Here is a 16,395-nt window from a genome sequence, read left to right on the forward strand (position 1 = left end):
CCCCGCCTCCGGAGGGAGACGGGGCACCGGCGTACAGAGCGGACTGCTTCAGTGGTTGCGCGGGAATCCCAGGTCCACGCCCGACGGGCCGTCCGCCGGGTCCGGCCAGCGGGTCGTGACGACCTTGCCCCGGGTGTAGAAGTGGGTGCCGTCGTTGCCGTAGATGTGGTGGTCTCCGAAGAGGGAGTCCTTCCAGCCGCCGAACGAGTGGTAGCCCACCGGGACCGGGATCGGGACGTTGACGCCGACCATGCCGGCCTCGACCTCCAGCTGGAAGCGGCGGGCCGCGCCGCCGTCGCGGGTGAAGATCGCGGTGCCGTTGCCGAAGGGGGAGGCGTTGATCAGCGCCAGGCCCTCCTCGTACGTGTCGACGCGCAGGACGGTCAGGACGGGGCCGAAGATCTCGTCCTGGTAGGCCTTCGCGGACGTGGGCACCTTGTCCAGGAGCGAGATGCCGATCCAGTGGCCGTTCTCGAAGCCCTCGACCGTGTAGCCGCTGCCGTCGAGGACGACCTCCGCGCCCTCGGCCGCCGCGCCGGTGACGTACGACGCCACCTTGTCGCGGTGCACGGCGGTGATGAGCGGGCCCATCTCGGAGGTGGGGTCGTTGCCGGGGCCGATCTTGATCTTCTCGGCGCGCTCGCGGATCCTGTCCACCAGTTCGTCGCCGATCGCGCCGACCGCGACGACCGCCGAGATCGCCATGCAGCGCTCGCCCGCCGAGCCGTAGGCGGCGGAGACGGCGGCGTCGGCCGCCGCGTCCAGGTCCGCGTCCGGGAGGACGAGCATGTGGTTCTTGGCGCCGCCCAGGGCCTGGACGCGCTTGCCGTTCGCCGAGGCAGTGGTGTGGATGTAGCGGGCGATCGGCGTCGAACCGACGAACGACACCGCCTTGACGTCCGGGTGCTCCAGGAGGCGGTCGACCGCCACCTTGTCGCCGTGGACGACGTTGAAGACGCCGTCCGGCAGCCCCGCCTCGGACAGCAGTTCGGCCAGCTTCATCGCCGCCGACGGGTCCTTCTCGGACGGCTTCAGCACGAAGGTGTTGCCGCACGCGATGGCGAGCGGGAACATCCACATCGGCACCATGGCCGGGAAGTTGAACGGCGTGATGCCGGCGACGACGCCGAGGGGCTGGCGGATCGACGCGACGTCGACACTGCTCGCCACCTCCGTCGACAGCTCACCCTTCAGCTGCACGGTGATACCGCACGCGAGTTCGACGATCTCCAGGCCGCGGGCGACCTCGCCGAGCGCGTCGGAGTGGACCTTGCCGTGCTCCGCCGTGATCAGCTCGGCGATCGCGTCGCGGTTGGCGTCCAGCAGCGCGCGGAACTTGAAGAGGATGCTGCTCCGCTTGGCGAGCGAGGACGTGCCCCAGGTCGCGTACGCGTCCTTGGCAGCGGCTACCGCCGCGTCGACCTCGTCGACCGTCGCGAAGGCGACCTTCGTGGTGACCGCGCCGGTCGCGGGGTCGGTGACCGGCCCGTACGTACCCGACGCGCCCTCGACGGTCTTGCCGCCGATCCAGTGGTTGACGATCTTCGTCATGCCCAGGTTCTCCTTCACAGATGGCGGCGTCGGGTAGAGACGTGCCGTTCGTACAGCTCACGTGCCTTGACCGCCGACGGGCGGGTCGCGGTCTCGGCCACAGGAACATCCCACCAGGCCTGCGCCGGAGGCGCGCCCGACACTGTGTCTGCCGTTTCCGTCTCGACGTAGACACAAGTGGGAGTGTCGGCGGCACGGGCCTCGGCGAGCGCCGCCCGCAACTCCCGTACCGTCTTCGCGCGCAGGACGCGCATGCCCAGGCTCGCCACGTTGGCGGCCAGGTCCACGGGCAGCGGGGCGCCCGTGTACGTACCGTCGTCCGCCTGATAGCGGTAGGCGGTGCCGAAGCGCTCGCCGCCCACCGACTGCGACAGGCCGCCGATGGACGCGTAGCCGTGGTTCTGGATCAGGAGGAGCTTGATGGCGATCCCCTCCTGTACGGCCGTCACGATCTCCGTCGGCATCATCAGGTACGTGCCGTCGCCCACCAGCGCCCATACGGGACGCTCGGGCGCCGCCAGTTTCACACCGATCGCGGCCGGTATCTCGTATCCCATGCAGGAATAACCGTATTCGAGGTGGTACTGGTCGTACGATCTCGCGCGCCAGAGTTTGTGCAGGTCGCCGGGGAGCGAGCCGGCCGCGTTGATGAGGATGTCCGACTCGTCGGCGATGGCGTCCAGCGCGCCCAGGACCTGCGGCTGCGTCGGGCGTACGTCCGGTTCGTCGGCCTCGTAGGCGGCGTCGACGCGCTGTTCCCAGCGTTCCTTGTCCTCGGTGTATTCGGACGCGTAGGCGTCCGTGACGCGGTGGTCGTGGAGCGCCAGGGCCTCCGTCAGCTGCTGCAGGGCGCTGCGGGCGTCCGCGATCAGTGGGGTGGCGGACAGCTTGTGGCCGTCGTACGGGGCGATGTTGAGGTTGAGGAAGCGGACGTCCGGCGCCGCGAACAGGGTGTGGGAGGCCGTGGTGAAGTCCGTGTAGCGGGTGCCGATGCCGATCACCAGGTCTGCCAGACGCGCGAGTTCGTCCGCCGTCGCCGTTCCCGTGTGGCCGATGCCGCCCACGTCCTGGGGGTGGTCGTGGCGCAGGGAGCCCTTGCCGGCCTGGGTGGAGGCGACCGGGATGCGGGTCGCCGCGGCGAACTCCGCCAACGTCTCCTCGGCGCGGCTGTGGTGGACTCCGCCGCCCGCGACGATCAGGGGGCGGCGCGCGGTGCGGATCGCCCGTACCGCTTCGGTCAGTTCGTCGGGGTCGGCGGCCGGACGGCGTACGTGCCACACGCGGTCGGCGAAGAACTCGTCCGGCCAGTCGTACGCCTCGGCCTGAACGTCCTGCGGGAGAGCGAGAGTTACCGCGCCCGTCTCGACGGGGTCGGCGAGGACCCGCATCGCCGACAGCGCCGCCGGGATCAGCGCCTCGGGGCGGGTGACGCGGTCGAAGTACCTCGACACCGGGCGCAGACAGTCGTTGACCGACACGTCGCCCGCGTACGGGACTTCGAGCTGCTGGAGGACCGGGTCCGCCGAGCGGGTCGCGAAGGTGTCGCCGGGGAGGAGCAGCACCGGGAGGTGGTTGATCGTGGCGAGCGCGGCGCCGGTGACGAGGTTGGTGGCGCCCGGACCGATCGACGTCGTCACGGCGTGGGTGGAGAGGCGGTTGGACTGACGGGCGTAACCGACTGCCGCGTGCACCATGGACTGTTCGTTGCGGCCCTGGTGGAACGGCATGTCGTCGGCGTACTCGACGAGCGCCTGGCCGAGCCCGGCGACGTTCCCGTGGCCGAAGATGCCCCAGGTGGCCTCGATCAGCCGGCGCCGGACGCCGTCCCGTTCGGTGTACTGGGCGGCGAGGAAGCGGACGAGGGCCTGGGCGACCGTGAGCCTCGTCGTGGAGCTCGGGGTGGGCGGCGTCATCACTGTTCCCCCGTGGTGGGTACGGGTGCCAAGTGAACCTCCGGCGCGGGGCCGTAGCGAGCGGGGAGTCGTCGCCCACACTTCGCTCCTGCCAGGGCGAAGCGGCCTCCCGCGCCGGAGGCGATCAGTGCCCGGGCGTTACGGGGGGCGTGCACGCGGTCGGCGACCGGCGCGAACACCCTTTCCCCACCCAGGAGTTGGAACTCGTCGTACGCCGTGCCGCAATCCGCCCGCACGGTACAGGCGTCGTGCCCCTCGGTCAGCGCGCGCATCACAGCAGTCCGACTGCGGTGTCCACGGCCGCCGACACATCGCCGTCCGCCGGGTACAGCAGCGAGCGGCCGACCACCAGGCCCTGGACGGTGGGGAGTTGGAGCGCGCCGCGCCACTTCTCGTACGCGCCCTCCTGGTCGTCCCCGACCTCGCCGCCGAGCAGCACGGCGGGCAGGGTGGACGTCTGCATGACCTCGGCCATGTCGTCCGGGTTCTCCGTGACGGGCACCTTCAACCAGGTGTACGCCGAACTGCCGCCCAGGCCCGACGCGATGGCGATCGACCTGGTGACGGCCTCGGCGGACAGGTCGTTGTGGACCTTGCCGTCGGGGCCGCGCCCGCTCATGAACGGCTCGACGAAGAGCGGCAGTTGACGTTCCGCCATCGCGTCGATCGCGTGGGCCGTGGACTCCAGCGTGGTGAGGGAGCCCGGGTCGTCGTAGTCGATGCGCAGGAGCAGCTTGCCCGCGTCGAAGCCGAGGCGTGCGATGTCCTGGGGGCGGTGGCCGGTGAAGCGGTCGTCGAGTTCGAAGCTGGCGCCGGAGAGGCCGCCGCGGTTCATCGACCCCATGACGACCTTGCCGTCCAGGGCGCCGAGGAGGAGCAGGTCGTCCAGGATGTCGGCGGTCGCGAGGACGCCGTCGACACCGGGGCGGGACAGCGCGAGGCACAGGCGTTCGAGCAGGTCGGCGCGGTTGGCCATGGCCAGCCTGCGGTTGCCGACCCCGAGGGCGCCCCGGGCCGGGTGGTCGGCGGCGACGATCATCAGCCGGCCGGAGTCCCCGAGGAGGGGTCGGCGCGTCCGGCGGGCGGCGGCCTCCGCGATGGCCTCGGGGTGCCGGGCGCGGGTGGTGGCGAGGGCGGAGATGTCGACGGGGGCGAGGGGGCCGAGAGGGCGGCCGGTGCCGTCGCCGGTCAGGGCGGCGGAGGTCATCGCACCGCTCCCGCCGCGAGGGCCGCCTCGACCTCCGCCGGGGTGGGCATCGCCGACGAGCACTCCAGGCGGGAGGCGACGATCGCGCCGGCCGCGTTGGCGTGCCGCATGATCGTCTCCAGGTCCCAGCCCTCCAGCAGACCGTGGCAGAGGGAGCCGCCGAAGGCGTCACCGGCGCCGAGGCCGTTGAGGACGGTCACCGGGAGCGGGGGCACCTCGGCGCTCTCACCCTTGCTGTTGACGGCGAGGACGCCCTTCGGGCCCTGCTTGACGACCGCCAGTTCGACTCCGGCGTCCAGGAGGGCGCGGGCGGCGGCGTGCGGCTCGCGTACGCCGGTCGCCACCTCCACCTCGTCGAGGTTGCCGACGGCGACGGTCGTGTGGCGCAGGGCCTCGGCGTAGAAGGGGCGCGCCGACTCGGGGTCGCGCCAGAACATGGGGCGCCAGTCGAGGTCGAAGACCGTCGTCCCGGCCTTCGCGCGGTGGGCGAGGGCGGCCAGGGTCGCCGTGCGGCTGGGCTCCTCACTCAGGCCGGTGCCCGTGACCCAGAAAATGCCCGCCTCACGGACCGCGTCCAGGTCCAGTTCGTGGGCGTCGATCTCGAGATCCGGCGCCTTGGGCTGCCGGTAGAAGTACAGGGGGAAGTCGTCGGGCGGGAACACCTCGCAGAACGTGACCGGGGTGTTGAGGCCGGGGACCGGGGTGACCCAGCGGTCGTCGACGCCGAAGTCCCGCAGGGCGTCGTGCAGATAGCGCCCGAAGGCGTCGTCGCCGGTCCGGGTGATCACCGCGGTGCTGCGCCCGAGACGCGAGGCGGCGACCGCGACGTTCGTCGCCGAGCCGCCGAGGAACTTTCCGAAGGACGTCACCTGGGCTAGCGGCACACCGGTCTGCAGTGGATACAGATCCACTCCGATCCGCCCCATGGTGATCAGGTCGTACGCCATCGAGTTCCCTTCGCGTTTTCTTCGGCTCACACGGCTCGCACGGCAACTCGCTCAGCGGCTCGCCCTCAGGTCTAGCCCGCCTCACCGAGCCCTGTCAATACTTTGTCCAGACATTCGGACCAGACCTTGACACGCCTCCCGGGGGCGGCCGAAGCTGACGCCCATGACTACGTCCCCCTCCTCCGCTTCCGCAGAGTCAGGCTCCCCGCTGTCGCGCATCCGGGTCGGCTCAGCGCCCGACTCCTGGGGCGTGTGGTTCCCGGACGACCCCCAGCAGGTTCCCTGGCAGCGCTTCCTCGACGAGGTCTCGCAGTCCGGGTACGAGTGGATCGAGCTGGGCCCGTACGGGTACCTGCCGACCGACCCGGCCGTCCTCACCGAGGAGACCGCCCGGCGCGGGCTGAAGGTGTCCGCCGGCACGGTCTTCACCGGGCTGCACCACGGCGAGTCGGTCTGGGAGAAGACCTGGGCGCATGTCGCGGACAACGCGGTGCTCGCCCAGGCCATGGGCGCGTCCCACCTGGTGGTCATTCCGTCCTTCTGGCGGGACGACAAGACCGGCGCGGTGCTGGAGCCGGACACCCTGACGCCCGAGCAGTGGCGCAACCTGACCACGCTGACCGAGCGGCTCGGCCACGAGGTGCGGGAGCGGTACGGCCTCCAGATCGTCGTTCACCCGCACGCCGACACGCACATCGACAGCGAGGCGAACGTCACCCGCTTCCTCGACGGCACGGACTCGTCGCTCGTCTCCCTGTGCCTCGACACGGGCCACTACGCCTACTGCGGCGGCGACAGCGTCAAGCTGATCGAGACCTACGGCGAGCGGATCGGCTACCTGCACCTCAAGCAGGTCGACCCCGAGATCCTCGCGGACGTACGGGCGAACGAGGTCCCGTTCGGTCCGGCGGTCGCCCGTGGTGTCATGTGCGAACCCCCGTCCGGCGTACCGGAGTTGGGGCCGGTGCTGGCCGCCGCGCAGAAGCTGGACGTGGACCTGTTCGCGATCGTGGAGCAGGACATGTACCCGTGCGAGCCGGACAAGCCGCTGCCGATCGCGCAGCGGACCCGGGCGTTTCTCCGGTCCTGCGGCGCGTAACGCTCCGCCGGGTTGGCGGTTCTTTGCCTGCGGGCCCGGCGGGGGCTTGTCGCGCAGTTCCCCGTGCCCCTAGGGGGCGCCGCCTAGCGGTGTGCGCCCCCTAGGGCAACGCGCCACTCCGGTCTGCGGGCCGGCACCTTTGCATCACTCGTGTCACAAATGCTTCCCTCGTGTCACATATGTCTCGCGTACGCGGTCTACGTCACGTCGTGTCAACAAATGCAGACCCAGGGTCACCAAAGGTCGTTTAACGGGCAATGGCTTTGTGATCGCCAAACGCAAACGTCCGGCTCCCCCGACGGCCGACCCTGGCCGACCCCGTGACGCGCGCACAGGGAGGTGCACCTATGACCGACCGACGGCTCTGGTCGTACAAAGAGATCGCCGCGCACATCCGCGTCCAGCCGGACACCGTGCGCTCGTACCGCAAACACGGCCTGCTGCCCGCGCCCGACCACGTGGAGAGCGGCAAGCCCTACTGGCACGCGGACACGGTCCGGGCGTGGGTCGCGTCCCGGCCGGGCAACCGCGGCCGAAGAGTCGACTGACGGCTGACAGCGGCTGACGAATATTCACCTGTGCCCCGCTCGCGGGTGGGGCACAGTCAGCGGCATGAGCAACGTCGCCGACTTCTCCGTCAAGCCCGTCCTCACCGGCGAGAAGGCCGTGCTGCGGCCGTTCACCGAGGACGACGTCCCCGTCATGGCCCGGATCCTCGGCGATCCCGAGGTGATCAGGCTCACCGGCAGTCCCGCCGAGGCGTTCGACCCGGACCGGCTGCGCGCCTGGTACACCACCCGGAACGCGCAGACCGACCGGCTCGACCTGGGCATCGTGGACCGGGCGAGCGGGGAACTCGTCGGCGAAGTGGTCCTGAACGAGTGGGACGAGAGCAACCGGAATTGCAACTTCCGGATTCTGGTCGGGCCGGGCGGGCGCGACCGGGGTCTCGGCACCGAGGCCGTCCGCCTCATCGTCGGGCACGCCTTCGAGCAACTGGGCCTGCACCGCGTGTCGTTGCACGTCTTTGCCTTCAACCCCCGGGCGCGCCGCGCCTACGAGAAGGCCGGTTTCGTGGCCGAGGGCGTCGAGCGCCAGACCCTGTTGCACGCGGGCGAGTGGATCGACGCCGTACGCATGTCCGTCCTCGCCCACGAGTGGGCCGCTCACCACGGGTATCCGGACCTCGCCGAGATCAGTGCCACGGCTCGATGACCGTCACGCCCGCCCCCGGCGCCGTACCCATCTCCGCCAGCGCGGCCGGTGACTCCGTCAGCGGGATGGTGGACGTGACCAGCAGATCCGGGCGCAGGACTCCGGCGCGCACGAGCTCCATCATCGGCGGGTAGGGGTGGGGGGCCCTGCCCGGGGGGCCCCGGAGTTTGAGTTTGAGGGGGATCGCGCGGGGCCTCGGGGCGGGGGGTGGGCCGGCGGCCGCGCGTCTCCACCCACCAGCCCTCCCGTGATGCAGTTGGTCGGGTCACCGCGCGGTGGCGGATGGGCTCCATCATCAGCGGGCAGGGCTGGGCGGCCATGCCGTGGCTGCCCAGGAGTTCGAGTTCGAGGGCGATCGCGCGGGCCATCGGGACGGGTGTCGAGCCGGCGTCCGAGGGCAGCAGACCCACCTGGATATGGCGGCCACGGCGCCGCAGGGAGTTCACCGAAGCCGCACAGGTGACCGGCGCGCCGAGCGCGTCCAGCGACAACTGGGCGCCGCCGCCGGTCAGTTCACGTACAGCCGCGGCCGTGTCGTCGGTCGTGGCCGCGTTGACGCACTCCGCCGCGCCGAACTTCCGCGCCAGCTCCAGCGCTCCGGGTGACACGTCGACCGCGACGACCCGGGCGCCGGAGGCCGCCGCGATCATCACGGCGGACAGGCCGACACCGCCGCACCCGTGCACGGCGACCCACTCCCCCGCGCTCACCCGCCCCTGCTGGACCACCGCCCGGTACGCCGTCGCGAACCGGCAGCCCAGGGAGGCCGCCGTGGCGAAGGCCATCCCCTCCGGGACGGCGACGAGGTTCACGTCGGCGTGGTCGAGCGCCACGAACTCCGCGAACGAACCCCAGTGCGTGAACCCCGGCTGGGTCTGCCGCTCGCACACCTGCTGGTCACCGGCCTGGCAGGACGGGCAGCTCCCGCACGCGCACACGAAGGGCACCGTGACCCGGTCCCCGGCCCGCCAGCCGCTCACCCGGGCGCCGACCGCCTCGACGACGCCGGCGAGCTCATGGCCGGGCACGTGCGGCAGCGCGATGTCCGAGTCGTGGCCCATCCAGCCGTGCCAGTCGCTCCGGCACAGTCCGGTGGCCTCGACGCGCACCACAACCCCGTGCGGCGCGGGCACCGGGTCCGGCACCTCCCGTACCTCGGCCGGCTCACCGAACCGCTCGAACACCACCGCGCGCATGCGTCCTCGCCCTCATCGTCGCCGTCCCTCGTACCGGAGATCTTGCCACCGTCATGAGCAAAGTACCCCCCAGGGGTATAGTAGGGTGAGAATCACAGGGCACGTGCGCCACGACGACGCCCTCGAAGACACCGCCAAGACACCGTGAAAACGCTTCGAAGCCACCTCGAAGAGGAGCAACGACATGACCACCCAGACCGACACCCCCGGCTCCGTAACCGCCGTCTACCAGGTGACCGGCATGAGCTGCGGGCACTGCGAGGGCTCGGTCTCGGCCGAGATCTCCGAGCTCGCCGGCGTCACCTCCGTGACGGCCGTCGCCGCCTCCGGCGAGGTCACCGTGGTGTCCGAGGCCCCGCTCGACGAGGCCGCCGTCCGCGCCGCGGTGGACGAGGCGGGCTTCGAGCTCGCCGGTCCGGCCTGACCCGTAGGGACGCGGAGACCATGACCAGCACCGGCATCAGCACCGAGAAGACCCCGACAGCCGCGCCCCACGAGGTCGAGCTGACCATCGGAGGGATGACGTGCGCCAGCTGCGCGGCCCGCGTCGAGAAGAAGCTCAACCGCATGGACGGCGTCTTCGCCACGGTCAACTACGCGACGGAGAAGGCCAAGGTCGCGTACGCCGAAGGGGTCGGCGTCGACGACCTGATCGCCACGGTCGTGAAGACGGGGTACACGGCCGAGGAGCCGCCCCCGCCCGTCGCCGTCGCCGAGGCGGTGGATGCCGAGCGGGAGGCGGCCGACCCCGAGCTGGCCGGTCTGCGGCAGCGGCTCGTCGTCTCCGTACTGCTGGCCGCTCCCGTCGTACTGATGTCCATGGTTCCCGCACTCCAGTTCGACAACTGGCGATGGCTCGCGCTGACGCTCGCCTCGCCGGTCGTCGTCTGGGGCGGACTGCCGTTCCATCGAGCCGCGTTCACCAACGCCCGGCACGGCGCGGCCACCATGGACACCCTGGTGTCGGTCGGCACGCTCGCCGCGTACGGCTGGTCCCTGTGGGCGCTGTTCTGGGGCGACGCGGGCCGGCCCGCGATGCCCGGGATGGACGACGGGATGGGGATACGCGAGAGCTTCTCGTTCACCGCCTCCCGTACGGGCGGCACCTCGGAGATCTACCTCGAGGTCGCCGCCGGGGTCATCGGGTTCCTCCTCCTCGGCCGCTATCTGGAGGCCCGCGCCAAGCGGCGCTCGGGCGCGGCGCTGCGGGCGCTCATGGAGCTGGGCGCGAAGGACGTCTCCGTGCTGCGCGGCGGACGTGAGGTGCGGGTTCCGGTGGGCGAGCTGGCGATCGGGGACCGGTTCGTCGTACGGCCCGGGGAGAAGATCGCCACGGACGGCATCGTCGTCGAGGGTGTCTCGGCGGTCGACGCGTCGATGCTGACCGGTGAGTCGATACCGGTCGACGTGAGCGCGGGGGACGCCGTCACCGGCGCGACCGTGAACGCCGGGGGCCGGCTGGTCGTCGAGGCCACGCGGGTCGGTGCGGACACCCAGCTCGCGCGGATGGCCCGGCTGGTGGAGGACGCGCAGAACGGCAAGGCCGAGGTACAGCGGCTCGCCGACCGGATCTCCGGGATCTTCGTCCCAGTGGTGCTGCTGATCGCGCTCGGTACGTTCGGCGCCTGGATCGGCATCACGGGTGACACCGTCGCCGCTTTCACCGCCGCCGTCGCCGTCCTGATCATCGCCTGCCCCTGCGCGCTGGGCCTCGCCACGCCGACCGCCCTCATGGTCGGCACCGGGCGCGGGGCGCAGCTCGGCATCCTCATCAAGGGCCCCGAGGTCCTGGAGTCCACGCGCCGCGTCGACACGATCGTCCTGGACAAGACGGGCACGGTGACCACGGGCCGGATGACCCTCCAGGAGGTGTACGTCGCCGAGGGGACCGACGAGAAGCAGGTGCTGCGGCTCGCGGGCGCCCTCGAACACGCCTCCGAACACCCGGTCGCCCGAGCGGTGGCGGCGGGGGCCGAGGAACGGGTCGGGGCGCTGCCGGAGGCCGAGTCCTTCGAGAACGTGCCCGGGAAGGGCGTACGCGGGCGCGTGGAGGGGCACGAGGTGGCCGTGGGACGGCTCACCGACGGGCTGTCGGGGCCGCTCCCGGAAGAGCTGGCCCACGCGAAGGCGGAGGCCGAGAGCGGCGGACGTACGGCCGTCGTGGTCGCCTGGGACGGGCGGGCGCGCGGGGTCCTCACCGTCGCCGACGCCGTCAAGGAGAGCAGCGCCGAGGCGGTGCGCGAGCTGCGCGCGCTGGGGCTGACGCCGGTGCTGCTGACCGGGGACAACCGGGCGGTGGCCGAGGCGGTGGCGAAGGCCGTCGGGATCGACCAGGTGATCGCGGAGGTCCTGCCCGAGGAGAAGGTCGACGCCGTACGCCGGCTCCAGGGCGAGGGGCGGACCGTCGCGATGGTCGGCGACGGGGTGAACGACGCGGCGGCGCTGGCCACCGCCGACCTGGGCCTGGCGATGGGTACGGGCACGGACGCGGCGATCGAGGCGAGCGATCTGACGCTGGTACGCGGGGACCTGCGGGTGGCCGCCGACGCGATCCGGCTGTCACGCAAGACGCTCGCGACCATCAAGGGCAACCTGATGTGGGCCTTCGGCTACAACGTGGCCGCGCTGCCGCTGGCCGCCGCCGGACTGCTGAACCCGATGATCGCGGGGGCGGCGATGGCCTTCTCCTCGGTGTTCGTGGTGACGAACAGCCTTCGACTGCGCACGTTCCGCTGAGATCGGCCCCGGACCTGCCAAAAGTTACCGGCAGTACGCCCAAGTAGGTGACATAGCCCCTATGGAGTCCTGCGCGAGCCTCACATAAGCTCTTCACAAGGCTCCCGCATCATCCTTACGCTTGGGCCCCGGTCGCGACAACCGGGATCCTGCGTTTCAGGGGACAGGTGCGAGAGACGCAGATCACAGTGCCGTGAACGTAACCATCGAAGGGCTCCGAAGGTCTAAGTTGGCGATGTCAGAGAGCGTCTTGGGGGGCGCTCGATGACGTCTGGGGATGTCTTGGGGGACGTCCTCGGAAATGCGTTGCCGGGACACGTACACCGGGAAGCTTGAGCGGCCCACCCCAGCGTGCGCGTCCCGGCAGACCGCACACAGCAGGAGTACGGCGAGTTTTGCTCGTTTTGCTCAAACGCCGCCCCAGCGGTGCACAACAACGGCTGCCTCGGCGGCCCGCATACCAGCGATAGCGAATTCAGGCGCTGTCCTCCAATACGCCCGGCCGGATCCCGTGGGGGGAATCCGCACCGGGACATGGGAAGGCGCCCTGTACGCCGGCCCGTGGGGGGACCGTCGGCAGGGCGCCTTCCGCTTTTTGCTTTTCACGGGGGCCGCGCCCCCGAAGGGGCGCGGGGCTGTGACATCTGCGGCTCCGCCGCGTGGGCGCGACCAGCCACAACGGACCCGCAGCGTTCTACCACCGCACAACCGGCGGAGCCTCTAGCGCTGTTCGACCGGCACGAAGTCCCGCTCGACCACACCCGTGTAGATCTGGCGCGGGCGGCCGATACGCGATCCCGGCTCCTTGATCATCTCGTGCCACTGGGCGATCCAGCCCGGCAGGCGGCCGAGGGCGAACAGGACCGTGAACATCTCGGTCGGGAAGCCCATCGCGCGGTAGATGAGGCCCGTGTAGAAGTCGACGTTCGGGTAGAGGTTGCGCGAGACGAAGTAGTCGTCGGAGAGCGCGTGCTCCTCGAGCTTCAGCGCGATGTCCAGCAGCTCGTCGGACTTGCCGAGGGCCGAGAGGACGTCGTGCGCGGCAGCCTTGATGATCTTCGCGCGCGGGTCGAAGGACTTGTACACCCGGTGGCCGAAGCCCATCAGGCGGACGCCGTCCTCCTTGTTCTTCACCTTGCGGATGAAGGAGTCGACGTCGCCGCCGTTCGCCTTGATGCCCTCCAGCATCTCCAGCACGGACTGGTTGGCGCCGCCGTGCAGCGGGCCCCAGAGCGCGGAGATGCCGGCCGAGATCGACGCGAACATGTTCGCCTGGGAGGAACCGACCAGACGGACCGTCGACGTCGAACAGTTCTGCTCGTGGTCGGCGTGCAGAATCAGCAGCTTGTCGAGGGCGGAGACGACGACCGGGTCGAGGTCGTACTCCTGGGCCGGCACCGAGAACGTCATACGCAGGAAGTTCTCGACGTAACCGAGGTCGTTGCGCGGGTAGACGAACGGGTGACCGATCGACTTCTTGTACGCGTACGCGGCGATGGTCGGAAGCTTGGCGAGCAGCCGGATCGTCGAGAGGTTGCGCTGCTTCTCGTCGAACGGGTTGTGGCTGTCCTGGTAGAAGGTCGACAGCGCCGAGACGACCGACGACAGCATCGCCATCGGGTGCGCGTCGCGCGGGAAGCCTCGGTAGAAGTTCTTGACGTCCTCGTGCAGCAGGGTGTGCTGCGTGATCTCGTTCTTGAACACGGAGAGCTCGTCGACGGTCGGAAGCTCACCGTTGATCAGCAGGAACGCCACCTCGAGGAAGGTGGACCGCTCGGCGAGCTGCTCGATGGGATACCCGCGGTACCGGAGGATGCCCTCCTCGCCGTCGAGGTAGGTGATCGCGGATTTATAGGCGGCCGTGTTGCCGTAGCCGCTGTCCAGCGTCACCAGACCGGTCTGAGCGCGGAGCTTCCCGATGTCGAAGCCCTTGTCGCCGACGGTGCTGTCGATCACCGGGTAGGTGTACTCGCCATCGCCGAACCGCAGTACTACAGCGTTGTTGGTGTGCTCGCTCACGTCATCCCTCACCGACGTTGTGCCTCTTCTTCGAGGTGCCCTGACTGTCTCTACCATCCCCCATTTGGCGCAGGAGAGTGCACTCGGGGTCGACCATTGGGCCTATCGGCGGCACTCAGTGCCGCCAACCAACTCATCCTGCCCCCCTTCGCCCTGGTTCCGGAAGTGCTGTGTGACCTTTGTGACTCATTTGATCGATCATTTCCGGCGATCACCCCGACACCGGCCCGCAACGGCTATGACTTCAGCCTGAAGTCCAGTGCGGTGCAGCGCCGTCCCGCCGACACCGTGCGCACCGCCTGGCCGATGGCCTTGCGCGAACCCACCAGCACCACCAGCTTCTTCGCCCGCGTGACGGCCGTATACAAGAGGTTGCGCTGGAGCATCATCCACGCGCCCGTGGTGACCGGGATGACCACCGCCGGGTACTCGCTGCCCTGGGAGCGGTGGATGGTCACGGCGTACGCGTGGGCGAGTTCGTCCAGCTCATCGAAGTCGTACGGCACCTCCTCGTCCTCGTCCGTCAGGACGGTGAGGCGCTGCTCGACCTCGTCGAGGGAGGTGACGACGCCGACCGTGCCGTTGAAGACGCCGTTCTCGCCCTTGTCATAATTGTTGCGGATCTGCGTGACCTTGTCGCCGATCCGGAAGACCCGGCCGCCGAACCGCTTCTCGGGGAGGTCGGGGCGTCCCGGTGTGATCGCCTGCTGGAGCAGCCCGTTGAGGTTTCCGGCGCCCGCGGGGCCCCGGTGCATCGGCGCGAGCACCTGGACGTCCCGCCGGGGATCGAGGCCGAACTTGGCCGGAATTCGTCGTGCAGCCACATCGACGGTGAGCCGGCCGGCCTCCTCCGTGTCGTCCTCGACGAAGAGGAAGAAGTCCTTCATGCCGTCGGTGAGCGGATGCTGCCCGGAGTTGATCCGGTGCGCGTTCGTCACGACACCCGACTGCTGGGCCTGCCGGAAGACCTTGGTGAGCCGGACGGCGGGCACCGGACTGCCGTCGGCCAGCAGGTCCCGCAGGACTTCGCCCGCGCCGACACTGGGGAGTTGGTCCACGTCCCCGACGAACAGCAGGTGCGCTCCCGGCGCGACCGCCTTCACCAGCTTGTTGGCGAGCAGCAGGTCCAGCATCGACGCCTCGTCCACGACCACCAGGTCGGCGTCGAGCGGGCGGTCCCTGTCGTAGGCCGCGTCGCCGCCCGGCTTCAGTTCCAGGAGGCGGTGGACGGTGGACGCCTCGGCGCCGGTGAGTTCGGCGAGGCGCTTGGCGGCGCGGCCGGTCGGGGCCGCGAGGACGACCTTGGCCTTCTTGGCGCGCGCCAGCTCCACGATCGAGCGGACCGTGAAGGACTTGCCGCAGCCCGGTCCGCCGGTGAGGACAGCCACCTTCTGCGTCAGTGCGAGCCGGACGGCCGCCTCCTGCTCGGGGGCGAGATCGGCCCCCGTACGGCCCTGGAGCCAGGTCAGCGCCTTGTCCCAGGCCACGTCGTGGAAAACGGGCATCCGGTCCTCGCCGGTGCGCAGGAGGCGCAACAGCTGGGCGGAGAGGGAGAGTTCGGCGCGGTGGAAGGGGACCAGGTAGACGGCCGTCACCGGCTCCGAGTCGCCGTCGGGGCCGGGGACCTTCTCCCGTACGACCCCCGGGTCCTCTCCCTCCTCCGGGGGCGCCGCGAGTTCGGCGAGGCACTCGATGACGAGGCCCGTGTCGACCTGGAGGAGCTTGACCGCGTCCGCGATCAGCCGTTCCTCGGGGAGGTAGCAGTTGCCCTGGTCGGTGGCCTGCGAAAGGGCGTACTGGAGGCCCGCCTTGACGCGCTCGGGGCTGTCGTGCGGGATGCCGACGGACTGCGCGATCTTGTCGGCGGTGAGGAAACCGATGCCCCAGACGTCGGACGCGAGGCGGTAGGGCTGGTTCTTGACGACGGAGATCGAGGCGTCGCCGTACTTCTTGTAGATGCGCACGGCGATCGACGTGGAGACCTCGACGGTCTGGAGGAAGAGCATGACCTCCTTGATCGCCTTCTGCTCCTCCCAGGCGTCGGCGATCTTCCTGGTGCGCTTGGGGCCGAGACCCGGCACCTCGATGAGCCGCTTGGGCTCCTCCTCGATGATCCGGAGGGTGTCCAGGCCGAAGTGCTGCGTGATCCGGTCGGCGAAGACCGGGCCGATGCCCTTGACCAGGCCGGAGCCGAGATAGCGGCGCATGCCCTGGACCGTGGCGGGCAGGAGGGTTGTGTAGTTCTCAACGGTGAACTGCTTGCCGTACTGCTGATGGGAGCCCCAGCGGCCCTCCATACGCAGCGACTCGCCGACCTGGGCGCCGAGCAGCGCGCCCACGACGGTGAGCAGGTCGCCGGCGCCGCGGCCGGTGTCGACCCGGGCGACCGTGTAGCCGTTGTCTTCGTTCGCGTACGTGATCCTTTCCAGCACGCCTTCGAGTACGGCCAGTTGCCGCTCGCCCGTGGACTTCCCCGCCTGGTTGGACATGATCCGACGGTACCGGGCGGGTG

General features: G+C 70.2%; 11 protein-coding genes and 3 pseudogenes. 5 read left to right on the forward strand and 9 right to left on the reverse strand.

Annotation, left to right across the window (positions count from 1 at the left end):
• Positions 1–48: 48 nt before the first annotated feature.
• The 5 genes and pseudogenes from mmsA to iolC form a co-directional block, all read right to left on the reverse strand.
• Positions 49–1,551, reverse strand: coding sequence for a CoA-acylating methylmalonate-semialdehyde dehydrogenase (mmsA, locus tag ADL01_RS22490; protein WP_053743828.1), 1,503 nt, complete (start codon positions 1,549–1,551; stop codon positions 49–51).
• A gap of 14 nt (positions 1,552–1,565) precedes the next feature.
• Positions 1,566–3,464: a 3D-(3,5/4)-trihydroxycyclohexane-1,2-dione acylhydrolase (decyclizing) gene (gene iolD, locus ADL01_RS22495; RefSeq protein WP_053743829.1), complete on the reverse strand. Its 1,899-nt coding sequence runs from the start codon at positions 3,462–3,464 to the stop codon at positions 1,566–1,568.
• A 35-nt stretch (positions 3,465–3,499) separates the two neighbouring features.
• Positions 3,500–3,853, reverse strand: a pseudogene (locus ADL01_RS46450) (hypothetical protein); the annotation flags it as partial.
• Entirely contained in the window at positions 3,736–4,671 is a 936-nt protein-coding gene (locus tag ADL01_RS22505; protein WP_053743831.1) for a Cgl0159 family (beta/alpha)8-fold protein, read from the reverse strand. The pseudogene ADL01_RS46450 and the gene ADL01_RS22505, both read right to left, overlap by 118 nt.
• Complete coding sequence (gene iolC / locus ADL01_RS22510) at positions 4,668–5,618, reverse strand: 5-dehydro-2-deoxygluconokinase (RefSeq protein WP_053743832.1); 951 nt, start codon at positions 5,616–5,618, stop codon at positions 4,668–4,670. Before iolC ends, ADL01_RS22505 begins: the two co-directional genes overlap by 4 nt.
• A 163-nt stretch (positions 5,619–5,781) precedes the next feature.
• Between iolC and ADL01_RS22515 the strand changes: the two genes are divergently transcribed.
• The 3 genes from ADL01_RS22515 to ADL01_RS22525 all read left to right on the forward strand — a co-directional run bounded on the left by ADL01_RS22515 (position 5,782) and on the right by ADL01_RS22525 (position 7,932).
• Positions 5,782–6,717, forward strand: coding sequence for a sugar phosphate isomerase/epimerase family protein (locus tag ADL01_RS22515; RefSeq protein WP_053743833.1), 936 nt, complete (start codon positions 5,782–5,784; stop codon positions 6,715–6,717).
• 347 nt (positions 6,718–7,064) lie between these two features.
• Entirely contained in the window at positions 7,065–7,265 is a 201-nt protein-coding gene (locus ADL01_RS22520; protein WP_053743834.1) for a helix-turn-helix transcriptional regulator, read from the forward strand.
• 64 nt (positions 7,266–7,329) lie between these two features.
• A complete protein-coding gene (locus tag ADL01_RS22525) occupies positions 7,330–7,932 on the forward strand; it encodes a GNAT family N-acetyltransferase (protein ID WP_053743835.1) in 603 nt (200 codons plus the stop codon).
• On the opposite strand, the pseudogene ADL01_RS46455 reads toward ADL01_RS22525, so the two are convergent.
• Together ADL01_RS46455 and ADL01_RS22530 are read right to left on the reverse strand one after the other, a co-directional pair.
• A pseudogene (locus ADL01_RS46455) lies at positions 7,913–8,071 on the reverse strand (alcohol dehydrogenase); the annotation flags it as partial. The gene ADL01_RS22525 and the pseudogene ADL01_RS46455 overlap by 20 nt on opposite strands.
• 127 nt (positions 8,072–8,198) lie before the next feature.
• Positions 8,199–9,128: pseudogene (locus ADL01_RS22530) on the reverse strand (zinc-dependent alcohol dehydrogenase family protein); the annotation flags it as partial.
• Between the two features lie 184 nt (positions 9,129–9,312).
• Here ADL01_RS22530 and ADL01_RS22535 point away from each other — a divergent pair.
• Both ADL01_RS22535 and ADL01_RS22540 read left to right on the forward strand, forming a co-directional pair.
• The gene (locus ADL01_RS22535; RefSeq protein ID WP_053743836.1) at positions 9,313–9,552 is read left to right on the forward strand and encodes a heavy-metal-associated domain-containing protein; all 240 of its coding nucleotides are present in this window, start codon (positions 9,313–9,315) and stop codon (positions 9,550–9,552) included.
• Between the two features lie 20 nt (positions 9,553–9,572).
• Positions 9,573–11,864, forward strand: coding sequence for a heavy metal translocating P-type ATPase (locus ADL01_RS22540; RefSeq protein WP_053743837.1), 2,292 nt, complete (start codon positions 9,573–9,575; stop codon positions 11,862–11,864).
• 720 nt (positions 11,865–12,584) lie between these two features.
• On the opposite strand, the gene ADL01_RS22545 is transcribed toward ADL01_RS22540, so the two are convergent.
• Together ADL01_RS22545 and ADL01_RS22550 are read right to left on the reverse strand one after the other, a co-directional pair.
• Positions 12,585–13,883, reverse strand: coding sequence for a citrate synthase (locus tag ADL01_RS22545; RefSeq protein ID WP_053743838.1), 1,299 nt, complete (start codon positions 13,881–13,883; stop codon positions 12,585–12,587).
• A 236-nt stretch (positions 13,884–14,119) separates the two neighbouring features.
• A complete protein-coding gene (locus ADL01_RS22550) occupies positions 14,120–16,372 on the reverse strand; it encodes an ATP-dependent RecD-like DNA helicase (protein WP_053743839.1) in 2,253 nt (750 codons plus the stop codon).
• Between the last annotated feature and the right edge of the window lie 23 nt (positions 16,373–16,395).

This window comes from Streptomyces sp. NRRL WC-3618, from assembly GCF_001280005.1.
In the GTDB taxonomy this organism is placed as follows: Bacteria; Actinomycetota; Actinomycetes; order Streptomycetales; family Streptomycetaceae; genus Streptomyces.